This is a genomic window from Corynebacterium glutamicum ATCC 13032 (assembly GCF_000011325.1).
In the GTDB taxonomy this organism is placed as follows: Bacteria; Actinomycetota; Actinomycetes; order Mycobacteriales; family Mycobacteriaceae; genus Corynebacterium; species Corynebacterium glutamicum.
The window spans coordinates 1,899,208-1,926,204 of record NC_003450.3; the positions used below are offsets into that span (position 1 = coordinate 1,899,208).

At 49.1% G+C, this 26,997-nt stretch carries 21 protein-coding genes; 2 read left to right on the top strand and 19 right to left on the bottom strand.

All coding sequences use genetic code 11. From position 1 onward, the window contains the following. Window positions 1-22: 22 nt before the first annotated feature. The 14 genes from CGL_RS08935 to CGL_RS09000 all read right to left on the bottom strand — a co-directional run bounded on the left by CGL_RS08935 (window position 23) and on the right by CGL_RS09000 (window position 17,026). Window positions 23-601 carry a DUF456 domain-containing protein gene (locus tag CGL_RS08935; protein ID WP_011014634.1) on the bottom strand — a complete coding sequence of 193 codons (579 nt, stop codon included), beginning with the start codon at window positions 599-601 and terminating at the stop codon, window positions 23-25. Next, entirely contained in the window at window positions 594-1,568 is a 975-nt protein-coding gene (locus CGL_RS08940; RefSeq protein WP_011014635.1) for a hypothetical protein, read from the bottom strand. The genes CGL_RS08935 and CGL_RS08940 overlap by 8 nt, the downstream gene beginning before the upstream one ends. A gap of 287 nt (window positions 1,569-1,855) precedes the next feature. Next, complete coding sequence (locus CGL_RS08945) at window positions 1,856-2,704, bottom strand: hypothetical protein (RefSeq protein WP_011014636.1); 849 nt, start codon at window positions 2,702-2,704, stop codon at window positions 1,856-1,858. A 90-nt stretch (window positions 2,705-2,794) separates the two neighbouring features. Next, complete coding sequence (locus tag CGL_RS08950; RefSeq protein WP_011014637.1) at window positions 2,795-3,676, bottom strand: hypothetical protein; 882 nt, start codon at window positions 3,674-3,676, stop codon at window positions 2,795-2,797. Window positions 3,677-3,902: 226 nt separating this feature from the next. Continuing rightward, window positions 3,903-6,671 carry a relaxase MobL gene (mobL, locus tag CGL_RS08955; protein ID WP_011014638.1) on the bottom strand — a complete coding sequence of 923 codons (2,769 nt, stop codon included), beginning with the start codon at window positions 6,669-6,671 and terminating at the stop codon, window positions 3,903-3,905. Between the two features lie 91 nt (window positions 6,672-6,762). Next, on the bottom strand, window positions 6,763-7,365 hold the full coding sequence (gene mobL, locus CGL_RS08960) for a relaxase MobL (RefSeq protein WP_011014639.1): 603 nt from the start codon (window positions 7,363-7,365) through the stop codon (window positions 6,763-6,765). Between the two features lie 88 nt (window positions 7,366-7,453). After that, entirely contained in the window at window positions 7,454-8,707 is a 1,254-nt protein-coding gene (locus tag CGL_RS08965) for a hypothetical protein (protein ID WP_011014640.1), read from the bottom strand. A 47-nt stretch (window positions 8,708-8,754) separates the two neighbouring features. Further along, window positions 8,755-9,453 carry a hypothetical protein gene (locus tag CGL_RS08970; RefSeq protein WP_011014641.1) on the bottom strand — a complete coding sequence of 233 codons (699 nt, stop codon included), beginning with the start codon at window positions 9,451-9,453 and terminating at the stop codon, window positions 8,755-8,757. Window positions 9,454-9,574: 121 nt separating this feature from the next. After that, window positions 9,575-10,291, bottom strand: coding sequence for a hypothetical protein (locus CGL_RS08975; RefSeq protein WP_011014642.1), 717 nt, complete (start codon window positions 10,289-10,291; stop codon window positions 9,575-9,577). Next, entirely contained in the window at window positions 10,291-11,301 is a 1,011-nt protein-coding gene (locus tag CGL_RS08980; RefSeq protein WP_011014643.1) for a hypothetical protein, read from the bottom strand. The genes CGL_RS08975 and CGL_RS08980 overlap by 1 nt, the downstream gene beginning before the upstream one ends. 130 nt (window positions 11,302-11,431) lie before the next feature. Further along, complete coding sequence (locus CGL_RS08985; RefSeq protein WP_011014644.1) at window positions 11,432-13,093, bottom strand: phage tail tip lysozyme; 1,662 nt, start codon at window positions 13,091-13,093, stop codon at window positions 11,432-11,434. Window positions 13,094-13,122: 29 nt separating this feature from the next. Next, window positions 13,123-14,613 carry a hypothetical protein gene (locus tag CGL_RS08990; RefSeq protein WP_231838266.1) on the bottom strand — a complete coding sequence of 497 codons (1,491 nt, stop codon included), beginning with the start codon at window positions 14,611-14,613 and terminating at the stop codon, window positions 13,123-13,125. 149 nt (window positions 14,614-14,762) lie between these two features. Further along, complete coding sequence (locus CGL_RS08995; RefSeq protein ID WP_011014646.1) at window positions 14,763-15,122, bottom strand: hypothetical protein; 360 nt, start codon at window positions 15,120-15,122, stop codon at window positions 14,763-14,765. A 392-nt stretch (window positions 15,123-15,514) separates the two neighbouring features. Further along, window positions 15,515-17,026, bottom strand: a complete 1,512-nt coding sequence (locus CGL_RS09000; RefSeq protein ID WP_011014647.1) for a GIY-YIG nuclease family protein — start codon at window positions 17,024-17,026, stop codon at window positions 15,515-15,517. A gap of 140 nt (window positions 17,027-17,166) precedes the next feature. Between CGL_RS09000 and CGL_RS09005 the strand changes: the two genes are divergently transcribed. Both CGL_RS09005 and CGL_RS09010 read left to right on the top strand, forming a co-directional pair. Further along, entirely contained in the window at window positions 17,167-17,529 is a 363-nt protein-coding gene (locus CGL_RS09005; RefSeq protein ID WP_227747670.1) for a hypothetical protein, read from the top strand. Between the two features lie 207 nt (window positions 17,530-17,736). Continuing rightward, complete coding sequence (locus CGL_RS09010; RefSeq protein ID WP_011014649.1) at window positions 17,737-17,961, top strand: DUF2188 domain-containing protein; 225 nt, start codon at window positions 17,737-17,739, stop codon at window positions 17,959-17,961. Window positions 17,962-18,118: 157 nt separating this feature from the next. Here the strand turns inward: CGL_RS09010 and CGL_RS09015 are convergent, their stop codons facing one another. The 5 genes from CGL_RS09015 to CGL_RS09035 all read right to left on the bottom strand — a co-directional run bounded on the left by CGL_RS09015 (window position 18,119) and on the right by CGL_RS09035 (window position 26,803). Further along, window positions 18,119-18,307 (bottom strand): hypothetical protein, encoded by a 189-nt coding sequence (locus CGL_RS09015; RefSeq protein ID WP_011014650.1) that lies wholly within the window; start codon window positions 18,305-18,307, stop codon window positions 18,119-18,121. Window positions 18,308-19,492: 1,185 nt separating this feature from the next. Beyond that, a complete protein-coding gene (locus CGL_RS09020; RefSeq protein ID WP_011265818.1) occupies window positions 19,493-20,254 on the bottom strand; it encodes a hypothetical protein in 762 nt (253 codons plus the stop codon). 181 nt (window positions 20,255-20,435) lie between these two features. Next, window positions 20,436-20,954: a hypothetical protein gene (locus CGL_RS09025; protein ID WP_011014652.1), complete on the bottom strand. Its 519-nt coding sequence runs from the start codon at window positions 20,952-20,954 to the stop codon at window positions 20,436-20,438. A gap of 182 nt (window positions 20,955-21,136) precedes the next feature. After that, window positions 21,137-22,069, bottom strand: a complete 933-nt coding sequence (locus CGL_RS09030) for a DUF3800 domain-containing protein (protein ID WP_011014653.1) — start codon at window positions 22,067-22,069, stop codon at window positions 21,137-21,139. A 267-nt stretch (window positions 22,070-22,336) separates the two neighbouring features. Then, window positions 22,337-26,803 (bottom strand): ABC transporter permease, encoded by a 4,467-nt coding sequence (locus CGL_RS09035; protein ID WP_011014654.1) that lies wholly within the window; start codon window positions 26,801-26,803, stop codon window positions 22,337-22,339. Window positions 26,804-26,997: the final 194 nt, after the last annotated feature.

Here is a 26,997-nt window from a genome sequence, read left to right on the forward strand (position 1 = left end):
CTACACTTTATTAACTAATTTGTTAATGCAGATTATCCCCGTAAATATTGTCCCAGTGCTCAACAAAAGACACCTCGGTCTGCTGTGCCGCACCCATAGCGGTGCGCCACTGCTCTTGTGACATATACACCCATGGACTGTCCATACATGGTGGATACGCCTTCATCCGCATAAGCCCAAAAGGGCCAACAATCATGGCTGCGGAAGTACCTAGACATAGACCAATAAGCACACCGATAAAACCACCGAGCATAAGCCCTAAAGCTGGCCCACCCACGATGAGTATGCACAAGCCAATAAACAACCCGACCATGAGCTTTTTCATCGCCTCAAAGGAATACACCCGCTTCATCACCCAGACGTAAGGCTGCGACTCATCTGGCTGATAATGCAAAAACTTCGTCGTGTCACCGCCCATGCCATCTGCACCATCACCGAAATTCACCAACATCACCTCGGCCTCAATCTGATGAATACCTGCCGGCACACCCAATAGCGACGCTGCATCATCAAGGGTAACTAGTTCAGTGTTGTTAAGACCAAGACTATGAAACTGTGCTTCAAGCTCTGCAATTTTTCGATCATCCTGCGATTTAGACATCGCGGACACCCGCTGCCATATCAACGTGCACAACGCTGTCGTCATCTCTACAGCCAGCTATACTGCGGGTTTTCTCCGCATACGCCAACACATCGTCCACAGCGGAATTATCAACGGCACCAACTTTGCGCCCTTGTGCTTTCTTCGCACGCTGCTTGTCCCGCTTACAGTGAGTTTTCTGCTCCTGAGCAGCCTGTTTCTGCGCCACCAGTTCATCTACACGCGCTTGCTTCGCAGCCTTTTTCTCGGCCCGCCGTTGTGCTGCAGCAGCTTTCCCTGACTGCTCCGCTACAAATTCTTGAGCCTTACGCTTACGCTCAATCTCTTTATCGCGCTCAGCTTGGGTTCGCTTGCGTTGTGCATCGCGCTCCAACTGCTTAGCCGCGCTCGTTTTACGTCGAGCTTCTTGGCGGTGGTTCCACCAGCCGGCCACATCAATACCATCGGCTCGCCCAATAATGACGCGATCTTTTTTACGTGCGCTCGCCTGCACCACACCATGAGCGTGCACCGTGACACCCAATTTCTGAGCCACCACACATGCCCGACACTCACAGTCACGCAGACCAGAGCCATAATCCTCTAGTTGCGCTGGATCATTATGCAGCTCACGACCAAGCTTGTGGTGATAACGTCGCTGGGTTTCTACCAACATATGCTGACGCAAGGACGCGATATAGTTACCAACAGCAACAGCATCTGACGCAACTGGCTTTTTCGCTTTTTTCGCTTCTGCTCGGGCTGCAATATCCGAGGCAATATCGCACTTGATGCCCTCCCAGATCACTGAATCCATTTCGACAGGATCTGCTTCCTCGTAGACTGTGCCTGACATGCGCTGCTCATAGCGCAATAGCGCATACACCACCATGACGATGACAGTCACAAAAATCGGCACGTACAACAGTGGCAAGCCGGCGCCAATAATAAACACCAGAACCGCGAGCGCACTAAGAATCCCGCTCACAATTATATGGATTACCCATCGAGACTCAGTGATCTCAGTAACGCTCACTCGGTGATCTGCGGCATCTCGGGTCACCTCACAACGAGTTGTGCGATTCCACGTGTGAAATATGATCTCATTCTCCGGCGTTCCCATTTTCATAACTGTCTACCTACTTTCCTGACGTGAAAAAATACTATATTTACCCCTCTGTAATATTAGTACTTTAAAAGTAGACTTTTATATAGCTAAAAATAAACAACAACCCCGCTCCCAGCACAGCTGAAAACGGGGTTGTTATAAAGCGCTTACGCTTCGTAGCCTTGGTCGTAGCTCTTATCTACAGACCGTGATTCTTGAGGTAGCGCTAATTGTTCAAGCTCGGATCGCTGTGGTTGACCAAGATTCGCAAACTGCGGAATCTCGGTGCTGATCTCACTATTAACCTGGTTGGCACTAAACCCCGATGCAGATGCCCCAGCGTTGCTGTAGTCATCGCCACCACCAAAGTAGTTTTGTGCTAGTCCTGCGAGACCGCCCGTCGCACCGCCAATACCAGCACCAGTGACACCGCCAAGCGTGGAGTAACCAAGACCACCTCCTTGAATAGCGCCCGACAAGGAATCAGCCAACCCCTCATGACCAGACTCAGCTAATTTATCGTGCACTTTATCCGCACCAAAACCGGCTGCACCGCTGGCCATCGCGGATTTAATCACACCCGGACCGCCGTCTTTGAGATACGATCCCAAGCCGCCTGCAATGGCAGAATAAGCACTAGCCTTCATCGAGCCACCCTCGGCCTGAATTGCATCATTGGCAAGCTTGGTGAACACACCAGCTCCGGCACCAGCGAGCCCTTTGCCGACCATGTTGCGGGCCTTCGAGGACAAACTTTGACCATCTTCAAAATCGCTATACGCAAGCCCTGCGCCTGTAGCAGCACCTGCCAAACCTGCACCCAGATTGCCGTATTGACCCATGAAACCGCTGTTTTCTGATCCAGAATTCTGTGCGCTGTTGTTGACCTGTCCAAAACTCATCTGCTGATTCTGGGCCTGCTGATTATTCTGAGAGTTGCTGAGAAACTTATCTTTTGCCCATCCTGCTGCAACGGGGGCAACTGTGCCAGCAACCGCTAGAAGCGGAAATGCCATATCAATCTTCTCCTACATTGTGCTGTTCATGATCTGAGACAAACACCCCAACAATCAAAAAGTTTGTTGGGGTGTGGTGTATTGCGCCTTTTAAAACGGTGGCTCGTTATCCATCTGAGGTTGTGCTGCCGGCTGCTGCGTCTGCGGTGCCAGAGCTGCTGCTACTGCTGGCGGCTGCGTCTGCGGTGCCAGAGCTGCTGCTACTGCTGGCGGCTGGTTAAACGGATTCCCAGCAGGTGCCTGCGGTGCCTGAGCTGCTGCTGCCTGCTGCTGCGCGGTTGCATGAGCTACCGCGTCTGCATAGACAGGGGCTCCTGCATATGCTGGCTGCTGGCCCTGTGGCACTGGTGCCTGGAATTGCTGATTCTGCATAACTGGCTGCGGTGCCACCTGTGGTGCTTGAGCCTGGGTCGCTTGGGCTTGTGCAGCCTTCTGCGCTTCTGCTGCTTGGCGATTCATTGCCACAGCCATAAACTGCTGCTGCTGAATATTCATCGCGTCCGAAATAGGAACCCCAGATGGCTGCAGAGACTTAGTGTTCATGACCGCAGGGAGAGACTTGCCGTCCTTGGTCTTCGGGAACATGACATCAGCCTTGACCAACATGGAGTAACCAACTGTCTCACCGTCTTTGCTCAAGAGCGGGGTCATATGGTTGCGCCCCTGTGCTGCCACCGTCTGCATCGCTTGAATCTGCGCATCAGAATACGCAACACCTGTGTTGCGCTGACCGTCCTTAGTGTCAAGATGCAGATGAGGCATAGTCTGTGGTGCAAGATTCGCATTCGCACGAGTGCCGTCAGCGTCAATCGGAATCTGCGCTACCTGAACATCCACAAAGTGGACAGTGTTACCCTTTTCGGTCACATGCTTGGCGCTGTCGTAGACGTTGACAACAAGATCTACACCTTTAGTAGACGCGTTCGGATTGATGACATTGCCATCTTTATCCTTGCTTCGAAAATTAGCCATGATACAAACCCTTTCACACTAATTTGTTCGGGACTTTTTATATTACTTCCCAGAACAATTCTTATTAAGTATTAATGTGAAGCATAATCACCTTGTCAAACAAATGCAATACTTTTCTTTAAAACTTATGAGATTCATTTACCATTGCTGAAATATACTTTTAAATTAATAAAAGAACACTTCGACTTAATTCATATCAAAGTGTTCTTTTTTTTTAATCAACCGCCTACCCCAATCCACCATCACGGGTACTCCGCAGCTGTGAATCCAGCACAGCTCGATCCACAGCATCACGAATCAGTGGCTGCACTCGCTTATCTAGCGCAACTGTTCTACCCCGCTTAATCTGCACCGACTCCGGTTGTACATGTCGTTGCACCACCTCGAACGCTGGTTGCGTGGTCTCCTGATCAATTTCTTGTTGTCGCTGTGCTACCAACTCACGCTCACGACGAGCCTGCTCTTCCGCTGCACGCTGAGCGCGTTGTCGCGCCTGCTCTCTAATTCTGGCAAGCATGGCACTACGCAAAATACCTGTACGGGATACCTCACTACTGGTTGCTTCCATGCGAGTTATGTCCGCGCCGGCATGATCAAGCTCTTCTGCCACTGCTTCTGGTTCCTGCTGCGAACTGATCATCCACTCCCGAGCGCGTTCAAAAGCATAACGTCGCTGGGTGACTAACTCACCGTAACTACGCACAATGGGCTGACTGACCTTCTGATCGCTAAACCAGTCATAGTGAAGATCGTGCAGGTCAGCGCCACGCACCTGCTCAAAATCATGCTCCGGTCGAAACACGACCTGAAACCTGCCACGCAAGGTGTGCACTGGATCATGAGCGCTCACATCACGACTATCACGTAACTCTTCGTCAAGGTATGTGCGCACAGAATCAGATACATCAGCGACCGGCAACTCAATTGTTTGCTGCTGTATCTGGCGTTCATCTGCACCCTCTCCCCCAGATTCACGTAGATCTGCTGCATCCATCAATACAGCATCACCTTCAACCTCTAAACGTGCACCGAGCTGTGCCCATTCTCGTCGCAAATCATCAATTTTTTGCTGATAGGTCACCATCATGCGCTCAATTCGGCCATCCAGGACCGCACGCCCAGCTTTACCCTCAGCGCCTGTTCGAGCCAATAACCCACCACCGGGTTGGTCATAAAGTTGCCGACCCAAAGCTTCAGCTGCACGTTCATCGCTCATGCGTGCCAAAGAACGATCTGCCCGCAGTGCACGCAGACCCACAACCCTTTTACCGTAATCAGCAACCTCAGCCCATTGCTTCTCCCACTGACCGACAGGTGGGGCAAAGGTCAAAAAGTGCTGGTACTTGGATTGGCACATCGCATGATACTGCTCCTCAGTGTCATAAAAACTCCACATTACCTGTGAGGTGGGATCAGCCAAACCTTGAGAGTTAGCGTCCTCCCACGAGCGTTTTTTCACGGCAAAGGCTTCTCGTTGTTCTCGGTGATGATTCAAGCGTGCTGAATACGACCGCAAACGCAGCCCAAATTCCTCAATACTTGGCTCAGGCTCTTCTTTCCCCACCTCTTGTGATCCACTACTACCCTGCTCGTCTAGATCCTTGCTCTTCTTCCGCGCAATACCATCGAGCAAATCCTCATAGTCTTGACGCATGACTGTCAACATGGCCGTAGAGACATCGCGTTGCTCATCGGAAATCGCGGATAGGACACTGTAGACACCGTTCATGGCCTGCTCAATGATCTTTTCGCGGCCATTATCAATCAAACGCTGGGTGTCCTGCTTGCTTAAACCTTCTTTAACGCGGCGTTTTTGCGCATACTGATAGACCTGCGACAGTGCTGCCGGCATCGGTGAATCAGTCTCACCAAGTCGCGCCTCCACCAACTCGCGCACTAATCTATTCGGCTTATCCATTTCCTTGGCATTGGTCGATGCACGCCACAGTCGCTTATCCTCTGGCAAACAAGCGACCACAAATTGCGCAGCACTTTCTTGGGTGAGCTGATGAAACGCCCAGCGCTTGACGTAGCTGGTGACATTGCGTTTTTCATACCCCACTGCTGCTGACAAGTGCGCCATATGCTGATGCTGATCAAGCCAGGCGTCAATACCACGCCGCAAAATAGCCTTACCTGGCTTATTGATTTTGCCTTTTTGCGTACCATCAGCAGCCCGGTGTCCATAACCAGCATCCACCATGGTCAAGTGGGCGTGCACATGCTTCGTATCAACCTGAATCACGCCGACATAGCGCAAATCATCATAATGACGCTGGGCTAGACGATCCACACCATGCATGACAGCCATGCGTAGCTTCATTTGGTCAACCTGGCCGCGATAATCACCAGCACGCTTAATATCGAGATCCTCTGGAATAAGGCCATGCGCGGTCAGGTAATCCTGGGTAAAAGATAGGACCACTTTCATCACGGTATGCCTATTTTCATAGAGCTCTTGGACGTTATTACTTGCTGCATGAAGATCATCATGTGACAGCGAGACATCGCCATACCCAAAGGCCACTCCCCCATTACCCTGAGCCCTCAGCATGAGATCATGAACGCGCTGCCCATCCTGGGTAGTAAATTCCGCGAGTTCCCTCGGGTGCACAGGTTGTGATGGGTTGGTGGTGTCGGAGTCTGTATTCACGCCCGCTCGCAATGCTGCTCGCCGGGCGCTGCGTTCTGCACGACGTTGTTTCAAGGTCGCGCGGCGACCTTGCCGGCCACGACGAGAGTTCATTTCAGGTTGCTGGTCATAGTCTGCGTTACTGTCCGTGGTGAGCTGCTCCACGGCACTATCACGTGCCATATACCGCATGATGAAATCATCTAATTTATTGCGCACAATAGGTGCTACTGCTTCTACCGCATCGCTGCGTGCCATATAGCCAGAGATATATTTACCTGGCGATGATCCTCGTGAACCTTTGCCATTTGCCTGCTTAATCGTATATTCATTGCGCACGATAATGGCTTGTTTCAAACTCATTTTCCCACCGCTCTTTCTTTAACTACAACAACAGCGCCCCCACCAAAAAAACGGTAACGACGCTGTTGCTTCTCTTGATGCCTCACCTTGGCTAAAGCACGACGTTGCGTGCCTCTTGCTCCACAAACCGGGATTCAACACCACGTCTAAACAGCACTCGTTCGGTGTCCGTAATCTTCACCTGTGCATTACCGCGTGCATCGTCAACGCCTGCATCCGCCATCATTATGTGCGCATAGACATAGCTCCGGCTCACCTCGATAGATGCGACATAACGCATATCCTCAAAAAACGTTCCCTCAAGCCCCAAGAGCCCATTCATCACGGCTAAACGCAATTCCATGAGATCAATCTCTGGATGGGTGTCCGCATAAATATCCTGACCAAAATAGTTCGGATCAAAGCTCATGATTCCATGCTCACTGAGATAGCTCTTATCAAAAACGACAATCGCTGAGATAACCGTATGCCCGCACGCAAACAAATCCTGAATATCTTCTGCAGCAGTTGCTACATCGTCATTACTCAGCGACGCATCCCCATAACCGAAGCACGAGCCTCCGTCATCGGCTCTCAACCCTCGGGCTGCAATATTGCGCTGGATATGCTCATAGGGTGCTAGTTGCGTCTTGGTTGCGCCGCGACCTTTGACCAGGCGCTGTTCGATCATGACCATAGCGTCGTCAAGTTTCACTGTATTTCTCCTGTTGCCTTATGTGTGTACAGCTATGAAAAAATCGGCGCCAACAGCACAAACATGCTTAAAGTAGCGCCGATCCTCGTTATAGATCTAGCCCGCGTTCTGCAATTTTCTCATCAAACTTGCGCCCCTCCGCAGGTGATGCGTCATAGCCATGCTTTTGCTCGCGAATATATGCCTCACGCACAGATTCTTGAGTCTGAATCTTCTGTGCAACACGTCGGCTGGCTTCTCGCTGCGCGGTCTTAGCCCGTGACTCGCGATCAAAATCAAGCTCTGTCGCAGAAATCTCTGCAGCACTGACACTTGCTGGCGCCTCTACCTCGGCGGTATTGACAACATCATCTGCATCAAGATCAATCACGTCATCGAATTCAAGCTCATCAAGATCATGAATAACATCGTTAATCTCTGCAGCACTGACAGTTGGTGCTGCATCAACCTCAGTCTCAATATCGCTATCCCGCTCAGCCTCCCGCTCCACCACAGGCTCCTGGGCGCGAATCTTCTCGTTGTAGAACTCGGTAACCTCGCGCTCCCACTCACTCATACCAGCGGTGTCATCAAGATCATGGGCGAGGAATTGCTCAGCATCAAAGCTCTCTTCCGCACCAACAAGCACGGGTTCAGTCTGGAAGGAAATGCCAGCAAGTTTCGCCATCAACTGTGCTGCGCTCAGCGCTCGCTCCTGCTCAAGGCGCTGTGCATGTGCACTGACACCGGTACGGGTGCGGTTAGCATCAGCGAAAATATCTTTGCCTTCAATCTCTGCACGAGAAATTGACTCAGAGAAATCCTTGTCCGCCTCGCCCGCTTCACGCTGGCTACGGTAGTCCTCAAACATGCTGGTGAGCTCATAGCCAGAGGATTCTTGACTAAAATCCACACCATGAATCTCAGATAAGCCCACAAGCACAATCGGTGGCGCATCCTGCGACTCTGGTGCCACGACAGTGACATCGGCATTCATGGGTAGTTCCCACGGCAGGCTCGTCATCATCTCGCGCGGTGGCTGGAAACCTTCTAGATACAGACCTTTATCAATGAGCTCTTTATGCTGCTGTGGACTGAATTTATAAAATCCACTAAAACGCTGTTGGTTTTCTGAATCAAACGTAATTTTTTGAATGTCGTACGGTAGCTGCGACAATGCAGTCACGCTGTCGATGGCACCCTCAACGTGCAATACCGGCTCATGCTGCGTGCCAATAAACTCAACTTCAACAACATCTGGGGTAAACACCGCGTACACCGGTGCATCGAGCTGTACCTTTTCACCCTGTTCGGCAACCCGCTGCGCTGCGGGTGAATTGGTGTTAAAACCTGCAAGCTTCATATCATTTCTCTTTTCTCTACGTATCGTGTGTCAGGCGTGGTAACTAGCTAGTTGCGAGCTGCTGCAACAGCGTCGTTGAGGGCGTCGTGTCGGTTCTTATCGTCTGACTCTTCTGGCTCAGACTGTGCCTGTTGCGCCAGAGTCTCTTCAGCCTGTTGAGCCGAGTAAATGGCATCAAGTTTGCGCTGCTTTTTGGCTTCTTTAGCCTGCTGCTTAGTCAGCTTCTTTTCTGCTCGTGCGCGCTTCGCGTCGTCGCGAGAAATCTTTTCACGACCTGCGTATAACCCCTGTCGCAAAGTCATGGTGAAGCGCCACAATGCACCAAAAATAAGATTGAGCACTTTCATGACCACCAGTGCCAGCACAATCATGAGAAACAGCACCGGGATGACCCAGCTAAAGAGGAACCCATCAGTAGTGGAGATAATCACACCAGCAGAAGCGCCGATGCTGGAAATAACCAGACTTGGCAGTACTGATACTCCCCACGTACCGATGATGGTGACCACAGTGCCAGCTGCAAGGATCGCTACCGGCCACACGGCGATGGCAAAAACCAGGAAAGCAAACCAACCACCAAGTGAACCAGTGAGCTTCCAGACCTTATCGACCCACGAAGGCCATCCACCGGTGCGTGCATTAATTGGTTCAACCGTGTTAACCGCTACCGCTTCTGCAATCTCAGCCTGTGCTGCATCATGAGCGTGCTGCAATTGACGCTGTTTCTTATTTTTCGCTCGTGCCATAGTGCCTATCTCAATTCCTTTTTAATGCAAGTATGTTTGTCACTTTCTTTTTATAATATTAAAAGACAAAACCCCCAATAGCTAGTCACCAACTAACTATTGGGGGTTGCCCCAGAAACTTTTAGCCCGAGTATTTCACACCACCGGGGACAGTACGTGCTTCGAGGTTACGAATTTTGCCGTCGATCACGTCATAGGCAAGGCGTGAGGTAGAGGTTGTTTCTGCCTCACCACCAGAGCGCTTCGACTTCATCGTCACCGTGGATACATAGCTGTACTCTGTACCATTAATGCGAGTAACCACGGATTCTAAGCTGCTAAAGCGGTTGGACAGATCTGCATCATAGGCATAGTGCACTTCGCCAGTTGGATCGGTGCGAGCAATGCCCGCCATTTCACCAGGCATAAACACCGACATAAACTGTGATTCTTCATCCAGGTCATAAACCCGCATCACTTGCTCGCGCACATCAAGGTAGTCGCGCACGCTGTCCCACGTCAGCGCCATGGACAAAAATTCTCGAACAACAGCATCATCTGCAGCCTTGTGTTCAATATCCATACCACCGGTAGCGTCACGCACCACCTGCTCAAGTTGGCCCTCAAGCTTACTGTTTAATGCATCACGTTCCTGTTGCAAGGCCATAATCTCACCAGTTTGACGCTTAAGTACAGCATGTCGATCCGCAGAGGTGCTGGTGGCAACAATAATGACCACCACTGCCAAGATCAACGCAATGATCATGACGATATTGCGAACAAAAAAGCGCTTGACCTGATCGAACATCGGCTCGTCCTCAGTTACACCACTCTGGTTATCTACATTTCGTGTCGTCATTATCTGTTCTCCTGTTTGTTCAGCTGAGCGATCTCTAGTGCCCGCTGCAGCTCATCAACGAAAATAGCCTCGCCCTCAAGCCCCCCGCCTTCACTGCCAGCACGTGCAGCGCTCGCCTCTGCATTTGTGCCGTGGGCACCAAATTCACTTGGTGAGGTGGTTGCACCAATACGCTGGTGTCCTTCATAGGTATGCGCCAACGCCAGCGAGCTAAACACGCCGGTGTTGATGTTGTAATCGGCTGTCACCCACGCCAACAGCGCACCGTCACGCTCACCTCCGGTCAAGCGGGCCTCCCACATCACCACAACGTGCTCGGTATCTGACATCGACAGTGTAGGGGTCACAGTCCATCCCCAGGACTCAGCCCCCATCGGCGCCCAGGTGGGTCGGTTGTTATCTCCGACAACAACTTCTTGTGGCTGGTACCAACGACCCGCCGCAGGAAATTCACCTGTCGTACCAGCAGAGACCGTGAATTTCGGTTTCAGCTCATCAACAATTGTCTTGAACTGCTCGGTCGCGGCATCATCATCAACACTGGTAATAATGCCGGCTAACTGATTCTGTAAGTCAGCCACATTCTGTGCACGTGAGGTTGCTGCGTCAAATTGACTAGCAAGAGTCTCTTTTTTGGGCATTGTCTCTGCAGTGTTTTTTAAGTCGTTGACTTCATTACGCAGAGTGACAATCTGCTCATTGTTTGCACTCACCTTGTCGTCAAAGCCGCCCGAGGTGGTACTGATCCACAACGTTGTACCAATAAATACGGCGCCAGCCAGTACTGTGACAGCGATACGACCCAAACCAAACAATGGCTTACGCTTACGTGCATCTTCTTGCGCTTTTGCTAAACGACGTTTACGGATTTGTTCTGCACGACGACGCAGATCATCACCGGTAATCTTCTCGAACGCCTGCTTTTCTTTGTCGCTGCGCACTTCCCCATTGACGACCCCATCGACAGAGATGGGCTTAAGGTCATCCGACCCGCCATTATTCTCAGCCATATTAAACCCCTTTTAAAGTTACTAAGTTATTGAAGTTTCTAGAATATAAGTTATTACACAAAAACGGGGTGCACAAGCGCCAACCAGCAGCTCGCACGCCCCGTCACACCAACCCAGCGATGAAAAAAACTTATCCTGCAGGAGTAGTTCGAGTTGGGTTAGTCATTTCGCCAATTTCTTTACCAGCCGGAATCTGTACACCAGAGAACACTGAGTTTGTCTCAGCCTGGGTGTTGCGGAACACCTTGAAGTTCACGCCCCATCCATCCAGACTCAAGGTATCCAGACCAGGTGAGCGGTCATTCAACGATGCATGACCAATAGCTGCATTAGGCTCTGCATTACCAGGGCCCAACATGTCCACAACAACCTCATTGCTGACATACATCGCAACGTGATTCGGTGCACCAAGAAGCACATCGCCAGGTAACAAATCGTTCTCTGACATGGTGGCAAGATTGCCGATTTCCTCCCAACGGCCCGATCCTGTGCCCACAACGTATTCATACTGTGCTGCTGTTGGACCTGCTGGGAACGTATCATCCGTGCCCGACCAGCGAATAGCGGTAGCAACGCCACGGTCACAGGATGCGTAATACGGATCACCGGTGAGCACTTCATCATGGATATAGCGGTAAATATCAGTACCGTCATTGCCACGAGAATCAGCCAGATAAGGATGTGAAATAGTCACCATTGCTTCTGCAGCGGACGTATTTCCACCTGAGGTGCGGTCCTCTTCAGGACAATCATTAAGAGCATCCTGCTCATCACGCGCCGTGGATTTTGCTGCTGCACCATCAGCCATAGCGATCACAGACTCACCCAAGGTTGAGTTCTTTTGCCAACCACCCATCTGCGCGTACCACTTAGATGCTTGCTCTGCACGAATGGGTGCATTACCTGCGACATCTGCCGGGCGCTCCCACTCACGCAGGAAGTACTCGGACGCTGCGGTGGGGCTATTGCTACTGGAGTTTTTATTATCAACCATTTCCAGAAAAACCTTGCGATCGCTTTCATTATCGCCACTAATAGCAAATGCAAGCTGCACGTCGATGTAATGCCAGTCTCGGTTTCTATCGGCGGCAAAATCTAGCAACATCTGTGTGCGCCCTGCTGTCCACTGCCCAAGCCCAATACCCATCGGCTGAGGTTCAAAGTTCTTATCCCACGCAGCTCTCTTCCGAGGACCGATGGTATTTGGTTCATCAAAAATACCCTCCACCGCAGTCGGGTCGATACCTGATTCTGTCTCAAAGTTGCCCAAGACACCGGCGATATTTTGATCATTCATCCCAAGATACGACAGCGCACCGTACACCAACTTCGCGTTCTCAGTCATATCACCTGCGTCAATGGTAAACGGGTTGGCCGTTACTGGCGGCTCACACAACTCGATAATGCCGTCTTTTCGACCTGCCGGCACCACAATCATCGACACAATCAACGCAATAGTCGTCACCGACGACAACACCGAGCCTGTACCTGCCAGCATTGCGCCTACACGTGCAGTGATCATGCCACCTGTGGCAGCAGAGATACCAGTACCGGCAGACAGGGCAAGCCCCATCATTCGTGTCCACAGGTTTTTAGCCAAATTACCCATAGAGCGAGCACCATTGGCTGCAAGTGCTGCAGTACCAAAACCTACACGTAGTGCGCCATAACCTAAGCCTTGTGCAGCTGAGCGGGTCTTATCTTTTGCTTCATCAACAAACCCCGAGCTTCCCGAGTCACCATTATCAGGTGCATCGGGGGCATCATTTGGTTCTATAAAATCATTAGCCACAATGCACTCTCACAATCAATAAAAAAAATCTAGAAACGGAATTCAACAGCATCGGAACCTTGGGCAACCTGAGTATTTTCCACTGCCTGATCAAGCTGTGTTTCCGAGATCAACAGTTGTTGCAGGAGTTGGCGCTGGTAGCGCTGCTTTTCATTGAAATAGTCCTGGTACGCCTGTGCCAGATTGTTTTTTAAATCAATAAGTGGCTTGGCACCTTCACTGAGCACATGATCTTCTAGGCGATCACCGTTGCTTAAGACCCACTCCATTTGATTGGCATTCCATGTCGCTTTAGTTTGATACGCGTGATCTGTAATCCAGGTCATAGCATCTTGATTCCCTGGGACAACATCCTTGAGGTAGCCATCAAGTGTGGTGCCTAAGCGCCAATCAAAGTCATAACCGCCACCAAAAATATGATCGGTGACCAGGCGGTATGAGTTGTATTGATAGCCCTCACTCATCAGATTATCCAGCGACGCAGCCATGAACGTCTTGTCCTCCCAACCTGGGACAGATTTCCCGGTGGGGTCCTCAGCGAGCTGCTTGGTAACATCGACACTTGCCAAACCTTCGATACGATCACCGCGAATTGACTCATGCGGAATAGGCTCAATCAGCGACACGCGCTCACCCATAATGGTCGCGCTCGTAACGCCGAGCGCCTCCTTGTAATTCTCGATGCGACCAAGCAGTGCGTTCATACGTGAAAGTGACGTATCTAGTGCCTGTCGGTGACCCACCTCCGTATCTGTCATAGAGGTCTGCCAATACAACGCACGGAGATCAATCTGTTCGTCATTTAATGCCGGCAACGTCGCCAAAGTCTCTGCCGCTGGATTGAGCATGATGCGCCACTGGTCGTGATCAATAAAGGAATCGTCATAGCCTTGAGCCTTCATATTCTCCGAGGTCAAGTTTGTACTATCGACTTCGACAAGCTCTTTCTTTGCACGCATTGTGATGTTGAGAACCTGCATATCAAAGCCCTCAGGGGCCTCAAGCATGAGCCCAATTCGACCATCACCAAAGCTATAAATGGAACCCACAGTTGCTTGAGAGACATCTGCTGCTTTGGGGCTGGTGCCAAGGTCTTTCACACCGGTGACATAGGCAAAATAATCCTCAGCATTAGTGGACATATTGGCGGGAACAGCAAACTTAATAACAGCAAAAGCCCGTGTGCCCTCTACATTTTTCCAAAAGCCTGCGAGCTCGCTGACCTGGTTGGTTCGTGATGATCGAAACTCGGCGTTGTACGTGGCTGTTTGAGAAAAATCAATGTTGCCGGCCTGCACTGCGTAAACAATTGTGCTGCCAAAAAGCAAAGACCCTGATACCACTGCTGCACCCGAAATAAGTGCTACCCGCTCGATCGTGTAGTGCTGGCCTAAACGAAAGCGGCTGACAATACGATCGACTTTCTTCTGCATACCCTCTTTATTTGATGATGACTTTTTCTGCTTTGCTTTTCTCTGCACAGTATTTGTCATAGCTCTACCCCATTTCTTTAATGACAAACTTATTTTAACTATTTAAAGACTAATTAAATTTAACACAATTAAATAAACAAACATACTGCATTATTTAACTCAACTAACGCCCCCAAAACATACAAAAAGCACACCCTCAGACATCTGAGAATGTGCTTTTTGTGCGGTGCTGAATCTTAGCCACCTGTACCGAAACCGGTAACCGTATCGCCTGCACCAGACGCAAAGTTCAGCGCAAGTGTGATACCACCAACTAGGAACGCACCACCGACAATGATGAGCAAAATAGTGGTGAACCACTGAATCTGCTGACCACTCTGACCACCGAAGAGCTTGCGCATCACGTTGACAAAGCCCCAAATCACAGCAGCACCACCAACAAGTGCCAGCAGCGAACCACCAATAATCATGAGGTAGTCAGTCGAGTTTTCAAGGAACGACTGTAGATCCCAACTCTCACCCGTGGTGTACTGATCAGCACCATCCCAACCGGTGCCACCCTGTGCAACATAACTAACATTTCCAGGAATTGACATATTCACCCTACTTTCCACACTATTCCCATAAGTAATAAACAACTTTTGTTATCACCTAGTAACTTAGTCTGTTTTTTAGTGGGTTTCAATTCCTAAATACATTTATTATTTGGTTAATTAATAAGGATTAATCACCCCAGAAGAGTATATTAAAGGCATAAAGAATCCCCATACACTTTGCGTGTATGGGGATTCTTTACGTCATCAACTAATCAAATACTAATTATCCTGTGCTGGTGGAGTTGATGAAGACGAAGTTTACTGGTTATACAACACAGTATCTAGCTTAAATACTCAGGAAAAACTCTATGGACGTGCAGTGAAATGCTCCCATTTTGAGCTAAAAATCATATACATAGCAACAGGAAGCATTTCCACGAGAGATCGCAACGCTACCGGTTGTCCTCGTAAAACGCATATCCCTCACGTGTTGTCGATTCATCGACAACACGTGCAACAATCGGCAACATTGGTGGCACGTGCCTATGACCCTTCCAACCGACATTCCTCGGATCATTTCTTGACGGCACCTCGTTCACCGGCACCCCTTCTTCAGAAACCGCCAATCTAGCAGAATTATGCGTCTTATTATATCTTGGCTGTTCCAGCTTAATATATAAAGCCTCCTTCTCTTTTGCCTCAGCCTGGGTAAAGCAAGATTCAAGATGAAATGTAGCCATCGTAGAAAACCACGGCGATACTAGCCTATGATGTGCGTGGTTAATAGACCCTAAGCCGGCATGCTCCCTCAACCGTACAAGAGGGTTTATTGTCTCCCCGATATACAAAAGCTGACCTTCGCGATCAAACGCCCTATAGATCCAATGTCGATTGACGAAAGATGAATCATCAAATTTCTTAAGAATCTCTGGATACAATGCCAAAACTTCCTTATAACATTCCACCTTCTGAGTAGCAATGCGCCTATGCTGCTGATAATAATCAGCAATGTTTACGCGTAAAACATCAGGGTGATTCGTCGCAAGTATCATTTTTCTCGTCATCGGCAAGGGCTCTGGCTCGTCTAGTCCTTCCGAAAACTTATGTAGAGGTGGGCGAAAACGACCATCCTCCCAATATTGCTCGTGTTCAATTAAAGAGCTGATCGCCTGAGTATCCTCCCACTCAACTGATTCAACAAGCTTTCTAATCCTTGCCTCTGCACCCCACCACTCTTGGTCAAGCATTAGACATCTGACCAACTCCTCCATTTCCCGGGAAAGATCTTGTACAGGGCGCCCACGGTGATCCTGTAAGTAGTAATCAGAATCTTCCAAAGGATTCCAATTTTCAGATACCTCGTCTAAAGCCTGCTGCACCTCTACTTCTTCACGCAGCTCCCCTTGTTCAATAGCTCCCAAAACATCTGTGACAACCGCTAGTGCATGGTCGATATAGTATGAATCCGGCTTTGGTATCCAAAACTCAGGAGACCATTGATAGTCACCCCGTTGCCTTGTCACTTCAGCTTGCAGATACTGCTCCACCTCATCAACATCAGCAGCCGACGGCTGAAAAGGAAGTTCCAGGTTCGTATACCATTCTTGGAGCTCACTAAACTTTAGATTCAGCTCTTCAAGCCCTTCAAATCCAGTTTCACTAGAAGAAAGATCCTCAAGATCTCGAAGAGCCCAAGAAAAGCTTTCCAAGGATCGCTCAGCGAAGGATATATTGCTGATTAGATCGCTAACGAACCAGTAGCTATTCATGTTCTTACCGCTCCACGAGGTCGCGTCAGCTTCTGAATCATAAGCAAAGAAAGACTCAATCATGAATTGATCTCGCCAACCATCATCCTTCTTGAGTATTGTATTTTCCCCAGTTACTTCATCAATGAGTAGCGAATATACTACTTCTTTCGCGGTGTTATAAAGTTCAAACAACCATACAGGTCGATCAATCACGTTTTACCTCCGTTGAGGTACACAGCCCTATCGAGCGTTCTTCGTTTACAGTAGACCCTTGTAGCTATTCCAACACTGAAATTGTCTGATTTTAAGAGGCAGGCAACTAAAAACTTAAAACCTGGAAAAACTCGCTTAAATTGGTTACGCTTCATCTGCCCTACTTAAAACAGCGGATCAGAAAGCAAAAGATTATGTCCAACCTGCCAACTGAGGTTTACCTATCAAACCAAAATCAAAATGAAACCATCTTAGCCCTCAAAACGTGGCTATCACCTAGCGTGGCAAAGGTGGAATATGGCGGATCCTCAATTTCTGTGGCAAAGCTACTGGACAATCCCTATGAGGCATTAAACATCGCCCGCCATGAAGAACCCAAATCCTGGCAAACGGTCGCAAGAATTCACTTCGATTCTTCTGAAGAGGCCACTGTCATTGTGACAATGAAAGGTTTAGGTGGAACAGATCGTATCCGACTCACTATTTCTCAGTCAGAAAGCTAGCATGCAAATGTAGTTACTAAGCCCGTTCCAATACCATTATGTAGCCCTTTAACTAACTAAGCTGCAGATTATTGAAATCGGCACTATTTTCAAAACAGGCCTAAATAGCACATATTTTCTATCATCGTGTATCACGTGTCGTACCGAAAGTTTATAATGGGCATTGTATCCACCACTGGATATCCGACATAAACAAGGAGGCACCTGATGACCAAGCGAAATATCACTACTGTCCGCACAGAAGACGGATGGGGCAACCGCCGAGACAATGCGTCCCGGCTATCAAAAAGCTTCGACACCCAATCAGAAGCGATTGCTGCCGCTAAAGTGACTGCTCAGCGAGAAAAGTTGGAGCATCGTATCCAGGGCCGGGATGGAAAAATCCGTGAAGCCAACTCTTATGGGAATGATCCACACCCACCTAAGGGCTGAGTTTCACAATCCACAATACGTTCCAACCTGCCCGATTAAAGGCTCAGTGGCCAATCAGCTTAGCTGATTGGCCACTGGAATTGGGGCAAGCACTAAGTCGTAAGCGAGTACAATGGACAGCACCTAATAAGAATTGTAGAAACCGTTGAACGCAGCTTTAGCTTGATTGCAGCAGCGTTTCCAAGTCATTCAGGACTTCTTGCGCCCCTTTAGAGCCAACTTCCGAAATCCAATAGGAGCTGTCAGCCGGGTACATCTTAGGAAAATTCTTACTTGCTTCGCCCAACATCTCAAGAACTTGAGGATTGTCAATGTCAGGTGAAGCAAAAAAATTTTCTATCAACATAAGAGTTTCAGTCGCCTTCTCAGAGAAAGAATTCTTGACGAGGATTCTAGGAATGTCCCTCTGATAGAGAATGGCGACTGAACCGCTTCGCCTCCATCCACTCATCAGTCTCCCAGTCAAGTACAAACCCTCTCCCCTGCCCCGCCACGGCGTGTCGTATGTTCAACTGATAGCTGCGGTAAGTATCCCCGTCCAACTTTGACCACGCGATTCTCGGTCGCTCGACTCCAAGTATTTCCCACGCACGCTCATACACGTCACGGTCAATCGGGGCATGAAGAAACACGTAGACTTCTTCCACAGCTGGATGTCCCAGCACAGATAGGTACTTGAGAGTCATATTCAACCACTTCTGCGCATGCCCGTAGTGGAACTGGAATGTCGGTCTCTCCGGGTGAGGGTTCTCCGCAAAAAAGGCAACTAGATCCTCGCACCAAACCTGGTGCTGCTGGTCGAATTCGTCTTGGGACCTGATACCACCGAAAGAGTGCACAAAACTGACAATCTTGTCGCAAGACGTGGCCTTCAGCTCCTTAGCTCTAGGGTGTGACCCCATCCCCCAGAGGGTCCGCTGCACATCTCGATAAGCTGGCCAACATACAGATCTGATGGTCTCGTCACTGTGAGGCGCCGAGGCAACCCTTCTTCCAAAATAGAAAGCAGTGAGTGAGGTGAGCCGACGTTCGGGATTCATGACTTCACTTTACCCATTTCGGCATCCCATCCCTGGCTGAAACCAAAAGATTCCAAGGTTAGTCAATAACCACCGCTGACGTGTTGATGCATCACATTAATGACCGGTCCTATGAGTTCTGGTTTCACTACAGCGACCTTGAGCATTAGGCGCACCTAATTGCATTAATCCCACTGAGGTTGAGATTGTCACTAGCAATAGGGGTGTTCTCACGTGCGAGTCGTACAGCGAGTTTACATGCAAAATCTTTGCGTTATCGAGCAATCTTGGCATGAATCTGAGCAACTTTACGGTGCTGTTTCTTCTAGCTGTCACTTACCTTTTAACGGTGCCTTTCATCAGCCTTTTGCTTACGTGAAAGATCACGTTGCGCACGCTTAAACTGACGAAGCAGAGATTATAAGTTCACGAGTGCCGTCGGAATCGACAACGGCTGCAAAAGAGTTGAACCCCATATCAAGAGCCGCATGATGATCATTATTATTCAAATCTTAACCGTCTTTTACAGCACCAATAAACTCTTCGCTAGTTACTGTGTTATACAACCAATAGACCCCCTCCGTGTTGGTTGCACCAGCGCAGGCTAATACAGGCGTATCTCTTGCTAAAGGTGCAGCTAAATGGACATCATCAAAAGTCGGTGAATCAATTTCACTTCTAACAGAGACTGTGGCAGTTAAGAATTGACCTGATTTATTTCGTGGAAGCTCTATGTATGGGCTTCCGGAACCTTGTTCTTGCGCTTGGCAAAACACATCTTCCTGATTGAAATAAAACGGATCATGATTAGAAAGTACTATGTCAAAATCTACCACTGAATATTCAGGTAGATTCTCATCAAATATATAAACTCGACAAGTATCTGACTTCAATTGACTCAAACGAATAGTCGCTGTTTCTCTAAATCTTTCGCGCTGCAAGTCCCACGAATATCGCAATCTAGCCACGTGAAACACTCCAGCGGAAAGTTCCTTTCCTCTAAACGGGGTGCCTTTTTTAAAAATATCATTGTGGAAAACAAGACGTTTTATGTCGGTAGGTTTTTTCTCACGTTTTACATGAAAGCGTTGTTCAGCATGCCTCTCAGTTTTATCATGCAATGACAAATGAATCGGTTGAGCACCATCGCTATAAGAAGGCGTAATATAAAAATCGGCCTTCTTCGAAGTAAAAAGAAATGGGATACCTAACACCCTATCTGTGCCCCCACTAAACGCAATACAAATTTCATCAATAGTATTATGCCGACTCATTTGATGCCCCTAGTTATTGTGACCTTACAGTCAATCAAAGATATAGTCTGTCGAGCGGTACCGCTTATAAACGCCACGCCAAGCTAGAATTACCATCCCCTAGCCTCAACTACGGAGCAGGACCAGTAGCATTGGTAAATCAGTAGTAAACTCGCTCGTTTATAAACTTGTTTGGATTTACTCACACAGGCTCAGATTCTGAGAACTCTCTAATCGCGGAGTCCAAAATACTGTTAGTGGCCTGTTCTAGCAATGGAAAGTTAATATAAGTAGCTGGGCGCACTTTCTGGCCACTATCAATCATCTCTTTTTGTCGCCAAGCTGAATTGTAAATTTCTCTCAGCAATTCTTTTATTTCTGAAAGACTTTCTCGGACAATTGGTGCCCAGAGGGACAGATCGAGTTCGTCTACCGCCATTTTAAATTTAACGTAAGTAGAAAAATCGTTGTCGCTTTGCCCCTCAGCATGTTTAACTAAATCTTCACGAAACTCTGCATCTAACCGATTCATCTCAATTGTATGCTCATGATTCGCTCTTTCAATAGCATGTAAAAATCTAATAACAGCCAAGCGCTGGCTTTCTCTAAACTCGCTGCGAGCAACCTTCAGGTTTACCTTCGCTTCTTTTCTAAAGTCCAAGTACCGGTCCACATATTTCAATACAGCTGTGAATACAGCAACAAGCAAACCGCCTGACACCCCTATTAATAAACTTTCTAAATTTATGGGCAACGCTGCTATCTTCTTTTCTCTAATTATGTGGATCAGATCAGTTAATTGTCATAATAGTGTTAATCTCAACCTCAAAGATGATTTCCAGACGCATTGATTGAAATCACAAACTCAGTTCCGCTGGATACATCTTCAAAAGTGTTATATGACTACGAAAGAAAATAACGCTCTTTAAACTCCGGCGAACAGGCTTCCATGACACTACTCATCATTGTTTTATTCTCTTGCCTCTTCGTTTTATTCTTCTCTCGAGCGAGGATTCGCTTCTCCCAGTACGGTTCTGCCTGAAGCATCTTTTGTGGTGAAAGCTTAAAATTCCCGTGCTCATTAGTCCAAATGAAAGAGTTGGGGGTAAAAATTTCTGAGTTGAACATATAGTTCGCTAAATCTACAGACCAAGAAAACTCTCGACTTTCAGAAAAATGGTACTGACAAAGACGACCCAAAAGAGCACAAATCCAGTCTGCAAACTGAACAGTTCCGTATAAATGACTGTCCGCCTGAAGCGGTATATCAACCACTCTGCTCAAATCTTTATCTGCATGGCGGCTAAAAATTGTGCTACCTAAAGTGGACACCGCTCTCGTTCGGTTATCAGCCTCAGTCGCATCCATGATGACCATAATCTCATCATCCTTTGAGGCACCAATCGACCCAACGCGCTTAATAGTTTGAATCAAACAATGCTTTTCTCGCTCCTGAGTCGATTCGCAGCTGATGCTCACTGGACCGAGTGGCTTCTCTTGCCCAAAGAAAAAAACGTTTCCTCTAGATCGCTTAAGCTCTCTCGATATTCGTTTCAAGGCGGGAATCATTTCACTCCCATACTTATTATAGTTTTTGGTAGTAAGGAGACTCGCCCCTTTCTTTTCCCATCGTCGCGGATGAACATTTGCTGCACGAATTTCTTCAGCTAAAAGACGCTCTTTAATATGTTCGAAGTAACCACCAAATCGACGAACCTCGACTTCAGGGATGACAAATCCGCCATAGCCAAAAACAGGGTTTTCATGATACTTTTTATGCTTTGGACTGATATAGGGGCCTACATGCCCAAATTCATCCAAGTATACAATCAACAAAATAAATACCTCCTTAAAGGCTCAGTGGCCAATCAGCTTTGCTGATTGGCCACCGGAATTGGCGCGTTACCCGTTTTTCAGAGCCGCCACCGTACTCCTTAATATTAAGGAGAATGTTGCACTTGCGCAACCTCAATTACTGTTGTCGCATCTATCTAGTGCAAAGAATACCCCTTTCCATCACCCCTTTGTCTAAAAAATACAATCAGACAAGAGCTAACACAACGACCGCAGAGATCCCTCTCCACGGTCATTGTGTTTTACACGCTATTTAACGCCTTTATCACCCTTCTCGGTTACGCCACTCCCCTGCTGTGGATCTGCTTCAGTGCCACCTACACTGTTGCCGTCCATGTTTGCCATGCGACCGCTTACCGCTGCTGAACGCATTGCTGCATTCATCGCCTGGCCGGTCACAGAAGGCTTCTGACCTCGCTGTGCACGGATACCGTTCTTAGCACTGACACCGCTGCGCTGTGCGCCTCGACCGCCTTGAGTTGCTCCACCACGGCCACCAGAGCGTCCGCTGCCACCCATCGCGTCGCGAACATTAGCACCCATCTGACCAGGCTGACCGATTCCTCGTACAGCCTGTGATGCCAGTGAGCCAGCAACGTTCGCGCCCATAATTTGAGCTGATGACGGTGCACGCGTGTTTGCTGTGTGCGCGGTGTTGGCCTGGTTGTTCTGCACAAATGCTTGTGCATGACCAGACTCTTGGTAGTGAGCCTGACCAGGCGCCACTGGTCCATGTGATGCATTGACCACATGTGCGGCACCTGTTGAGCCAGTAGCTCCACCGGAAACAGCGTTGTTGATCATTCCCGCACCAGCTGCAGCATTACCCATCGCACCCTGGACAGTACCTGCGCCTTGTGCTGCAGAGCTTGCTGCGCCCGCTGCACCGATCACACCTGCGACACCGGCAATACCAGCTGCCCCCTGTGCCATCTGACCAAAGCTTGCGCCAGAGGAACCAGCATCCGCATTGGTCACAGCATTCTGAATCTGACCTGGAACCTGAGACAAGTGCTGTGCTGCCTCGGTGACCTTGCCAGCCACATCAACACCACCCATACCGCCTGCAGCATAAGCGCTGTTCACACTGTCACCTACCTGCTGTCCCATGGACGCCAGCTGAGTATTGAGCGCTGAGCCAGAAAGATCGCCAAGCTGCTTGCCGGCCTTTCCAGCAGGTGCTTCAGTGGCTTGAGCACTAAGTTGCTCCATACCAGCTATGGAACCTGCTGGTGCAAGACCCTGAGACGCTGCAATCTGAAGAGCTGCGTCATTCATGGCCTGATCGGAACTCGACACAGATCCACCAGCGAGAGCGCCCATTGGGGTGCCACTCTGCAATGCAGCCTCGCTCATGTTCAGACCTGCGCTTGAATCGGTCGCACTGTAATCAGCACCGGTAGTTCCGACTGTGCCCGCAGCACCCGAGACATCTGCACCATAGGTGTCTGGAATCTTGGACAGACCAGACTCAGTGACACTGCTTGCCAGAGACTGATCGTCCATGACATCCGCTGCAGTGGTAATGCCACTCGATTTCACACCAGATTTCTCCATCATGGTTCCTGACGAGCTCAGACCAGCCATCTTCATTTCAGCTTCAGCAGCACTCATTGGTGTGCCATCAGCATGAAGCGGGTTACCCTGTGCATCAACGCTCGCACCCTCACCGTCGAGAGTGGTTCCATCGGAGCTATACGCAGCATTGCTAAATGACGCGCGACCAGCACCATCAACAACACCGTCTACAAAATCAGCGTTAGCATCAGCAGAAGCAATTGCATCTCCATCTGCTACATAGTCGCCATCAACGGTAGCGTCACCACCTGCTGCGAACGCACCATCACCGTCGCCGTTGATAACGCCATCTGCATAATTATCGAGCGCATCCGTAGCATACTTACCGACTAATCCGGCACCAGCCACAGTTGTGACAACCTTCGCCAGACCAGCAGCCTTCTCACCCAAGCCTGAATCGCTACCGCCACCTGATCCACCAGAGCCTGAATCAGATCCACCACCGTCACCATCACGGTTGAGTACCATATGTGTCGCACCAATACCAAGACCCGTTGCGGCTGCACGACGCATCATGCCGTCACCAGAGGTAGCACCTGCAGAAGAGACCTGTGTATCCAAGAAGCGGTTAATAACACTGGTCACGGCTTCATCGACACCTGATACCAAAGATCCGCGCACCTTCATCGCAATAATCGTGAAGATGATGACCCCCATGGATGAGGCCACTGTGATCACCATGCCGGCAATCGCCCAGTTGCCTGAGGTAGCTAGTGCCATACCGACTAGCCCCATACCAGCACCGGCAACCAGCTCAGCACTCTCGTTACTACTTAAGGAATCAGCCAAAGGTTGTTCAAAGAGTGCTGGTACAGCCATCAAGAACCGGGTAATGAGCTGGTACAAAATGATCGTTCCGATAACCTCTACGAGCATAGCGATGGTGTACACAATGACCTTGGCAACACCAGCAATAAAGCCCATCGCAGCAAAAGGAACGGCACCAATGAGCGACAGCGTGCGTCGAATCGTATTAAACAGCATGGCACCGGCGTAACCGATACCGATCACGATGAAGCTACCCATCAGGGACATTGCAGAGAACCAGTACACAAAGTTCATGGCACCAGAACCGATAAGACTCACTGCGCTATGCGATGCACGGGTGTAGCTTGACGCAGAAGTGGACGTAGAAAAGACACTTGCATCAGCTGGATGGAATGAGGTGTTGAGGAAGTTGTACATCGTCAAGGGCGACATATTGCAGTCACTTCGGTAGTCCCCGACCACAGCACGAGAACCTGTCACGACTGAGTTGTTGCATGACGCTGTCGCATCACCAGATTTAAATGACACCGCATTGCGGTCAATAGGTCGTCCCTGCAGACCAGCTGAGTCGCTGACCTCAAGCAATGGATTGTTCGCATCAGCTAATTCAGCAGCAGTGATCTCATTAAGACCAGAGGCTGTGTTGTAACCAGTAACCCAGGCCATTACATCACCACCGGCAACAGCTTCGCCACTTCCCTCTTTCGAGGTCAAAGATTCCATCGCACTTCGAATAGAGGTTTCGAAACTGCCAGAGGAGATACTGTCGTTGTCGATATAACGACTCAGTAGCGCGATGGTTCCCTGGAAAATAGTCGTCGCCGAACTTGATGAGGTCCCATCGGTGCCAGAATTGGCTGGATCCGCCATCTTTTCCATCCAGTCCATGCTATAGCCTAGATCCATGGAACCTGGATTCTTAAAAGTAGTAAAACTCTCATTTGATTGAGCATTAATTTCCAACGCCGAATTGCGTACCATCCGCATGGACTGCCCTGTTGGCGCCTGATCCTCCAGACTCCACGCCAGTGTTACTTTGTCAGGAACACGCATACGGGTGTTTTCTGCCCATGATTGGAAATCCACGTAGGTGGACAACACAATCTTTGTCGCATTTGATCCAGCACTTGTGGAACTACCGCTGTCGAGGAAGGAATCCAGCGCACCGGTATAAGAGACACCAAGCAGTGGCAGGCCAACGACACCGTACACGACGCGGATAACAACCTTTTTAAACGCTGATCCCTTGTCCATGCGTCGAAACATCAACGCACCCATCATAAACAGACCAATGGAGACAGGAATAACGATGAGCCAGCCCACAGTCACTGACCAGTTATAGATCAACCCGAAGAAATCAGTCATTCCTTCAAACGGTGTTCCTTCTGTGGTCTGCCCACCAGCCATATTCTCAGTGAATGTCTTGTTAGTATTCTGAGATACTGGTCCAACGAGCAGTCTAAATGGGTTTATGGTGCTCAAGATATTCAGCACAGTGTTAAAAACCAGATCAATGCCTCCGGAGATGATGTACGCGATCATCATCGCGTACCCCATGCCCTTACGCTGAGCAAAATCAGTCTGCGAATCCTCCGCCTTTGAGCTATCAAAGCCTAAGCCACTCAGTGTCGCGCCAAATAATGCAAAGTGATAAGGCCCTTGAAAGGCATGATCAGCTAGAGAATCATAGGAGTACGTTTTCTCGTTGTTGGCAACACCATTACCAAAGAACCAACCAGAGTCCTCGTTGTGTTTCGCGTCAGCATAACCAAGGACATTGCCTCCGTTGGCGGCCTTACTGAGAATGCCCTCCCACACCTTAAGACCGGCGTCCTCAGAATCGAGGAACTCGTTCGGTCCGCCTTCCTCTACACCGGCAGTAGCTGCCCGACCATTGCCATAGAACGATGCCATCGCAGAGGCCATACGGTACATGGAGTAATCAGGGGCTTTATCAAGGTTCTGTTCTTTACGTTGCTCTTCGTTTTTCGCATCGTAGAAGCACTTCAAGACATCTTCTGCTTCGAGACACTTCTCGATAATGTGCATTTCACCTAAGTTCTCGGTGATGCACTTAAGAAGCATCTCGGTGTCACCATCACTGGGACAAATCGCTTCAAAGGCAACCTCGCCCATAGCACCGACAACCTGGGCAATAATAGCGCTGGCGAAAGCATTAGCTTCACGTTCCTTGTTACCAAACGCACCAAAGCTCAAACCCACTGAGATCAAGAGCGTCATGACAACAGCCATCGTTCGGCGTCGCCACGTCTTGTGTCGGTTGTGTTTAAGCTCCATGCGCGCAATCTCAGCATCTACGTCCTGCTCACTAAGCTGTACAGGTTGCGGTTCTAAAACTGTCGCAGTCACTTGCCCGCCACCCCCTCAATATTCGTTTTAAACAATTGCTTAAAAAGTTTCATTAATCCCCAATTCAAAGTTATTTTAGAATGGAATATAGAAACTTTAACACATTAAAATTGAATATTAAATGTTGTTTAAAGTCGAAATTGTGAATCCAGATGGATGGGTATATCCAGCTCAAGACGTAAAAACCACCCTGT